The sequence below is a fragment of the Mesorhizobium sp. B1-1-5 genome (assembly GCF_006443065.1).
Classification (GTDB): Bacteria; Pseudomonadota; Alphaproteobacteria; order Rhizobiales; family Rhizobiaceae; genus Mesorhizobium.
In genome coordinates this window covers 1-1,593 of record NZ_VFWS01000334.1, presented here as the reverse complement: position 1 = coordinate 1,593, position 1,593 = coordinate 1, and the positions used below count along the sequence as shown (strand labels likewise).

The window sequence follows — 1,593 nt, the reverse complement described above, 5'->3', positions numbered from 1 at the left end:
CGGAATATCTGGGTTCGGGCATGGCCATCGCCGCCCGATCCGATGACCCGGCGCTGGCCGCCGCTCTCGACTACGCGCTGCAGGAAATCTCGATCAAAGGCACCTTCGCCGAGTTCTACCTGCGCTATTTCCCGGTCAGTTTCTTCTGATCCGGTCCCGGTCAGTTTCTTCTGATCCGGTCCCGGTCAGCTTTTTCTGATCCGGTGCCGGTCAGTTTCTTCCGGTCGGGTTGAGTGTCGCCGCTCAGGTCAGCGTGCGCAGGCGCGCCTTGGCCGCACGCGCGATCGCCGCGACGGTCAGCGTGTCGAGATCGAGCTCGAGGCGAATGAGTTGGAGCACCCGCACCTCCTCCATCCGCATTTCGAGATCGACGGCCGCGACCTCGAAGGCGGCCGCATAGGCGGTGTCGCGCAGGCGCTCCGGCAGGGCCTCGGCCACGCTTGCCAGGACACCCTCCAGCCCGCCCTTTTCATGCAGCTTCTTCTGGCAGGCCTGGGCGACGCCAACCAGGCGGTCGTGGTCGAAATCCTCGAACACCGGCCATGAGCGGACGACCTCGCCGATCCGCGCCAGCTCGACATCCGTCATGTCGCGGTCGGAGGCGGAGGTGATGACCATCAGGTAGATCAGCGCTTCATGCGGGGTCGGCATTCAACAACTCCTCGATACGGGCTGCGAAGGTAGGAACGCGTTCCCTGCGCTGCAAGGAAAAAGCGCCGCGCTCGTTGACGCTCCGGTCAGGCGCGCATAGAGACCGGTTGAAAAATCCTCACTTGCGGCTTTGCCGGCGTCTAATTTGGAAAACAGTGACATGGCGGGATCAAACATCATCGATCTCAATCCCGAAGTGCTGACGGCGGCGGCCGAAAGCAAGGCGTGGCCGTTCGAGGAAGCCCGCAAGATCATTGAGCGCTACAAGGGCCGCGAACTCCCGCAAACGGTGCTGTTCGAAACCGGATATGGCCCGTCCGGCCTGCCGCATATCGGCACGTTCGGCGAGGTGGCGCGCACGTCGATGGTGCGGCATGCCTTCCGCGTCATCACGCAGGACAAGGTCGCTACCAAGCTGCTGTGCTTTTCCGACGACATGGACGGCATGCGCAAGATACCCGACAGTGTGCCGGATCGCGCGGCGCTGGAGCCGCACCTGCACAAGCCGCTGTCTTCGGTGCCCAACCCTTTCGGCGGCGATTATGCGAGTTTCGCCGACCACAACAACGCGATGCTCTGCCGCTTCCTCGCCACGTTCGGCTTCGACTACGAGTTCGCCAGCGCGACGCAGTACTACAAGGCCGGCCGCTTCGACGCGATGCTGTTGCGCGCGGCCGAACGCTACGACCAGATCATGGCGGTGATGCTGCCGACGCTGGGAGAGGAGCGGCAGGCGACCTACAGCCCGTTCCTGCCGATCTCGCCGAAGAGCGGCCGCGTGCTCTACGTTCCCATGAAGCATGTCGATGCCAGGGCGGGCACCATCACCTTCGACGATGACGGTACCGAGACCACGCTGCCGGTTACCGGCGGCAAGGTGAAGCTGCAGTGGAAGCCCGATTTCGGAATGCGCTGGGCGGCCCTTGGCGTCGATTTCGAGAT

General features: G+C 63.7%; 1 protein-coding gene and 2 pseudogenes. 2 read left to right on the top strand and 1 reads right to left on the bottom strand.

Annotation, left to right across the window (positions count from 1 at the left end; all coding sequences use genetic code 11):
• Positions 1-149: pseudogene (locus FJ980_RS35620) on the top strand (amino acid ABC transporter); the annotation flags it as partial.
• Positions 150-243: 94 nt separating this feature from the next.
• On the opposite strand, the gene FJ980_RS31060 reads toward FJ980_RS35620, so the two are convergent.
• The gene (locus FJ980_RS31060; protein WP_140547370.1) at positions 244-651 is read right to left on the bottom strand and encodes a tellurite resistance TerB family protein; all 408 of its coding nucleotides are present in this window, start codon (positions 649-651) and stop codon (positions 244-246) included.
• Between the two features lie 160 nt (positions 652-811).
• On the opposite strand from FJ980_RS31060, the pseudogene lysK reads away from it, so the two are divergent.
• Positions 812-1,593, top strand: a pseudogene (lysK, locus tag FJ980_RS31055) (lysine--tRNA ligase); the annotation flags it as partial.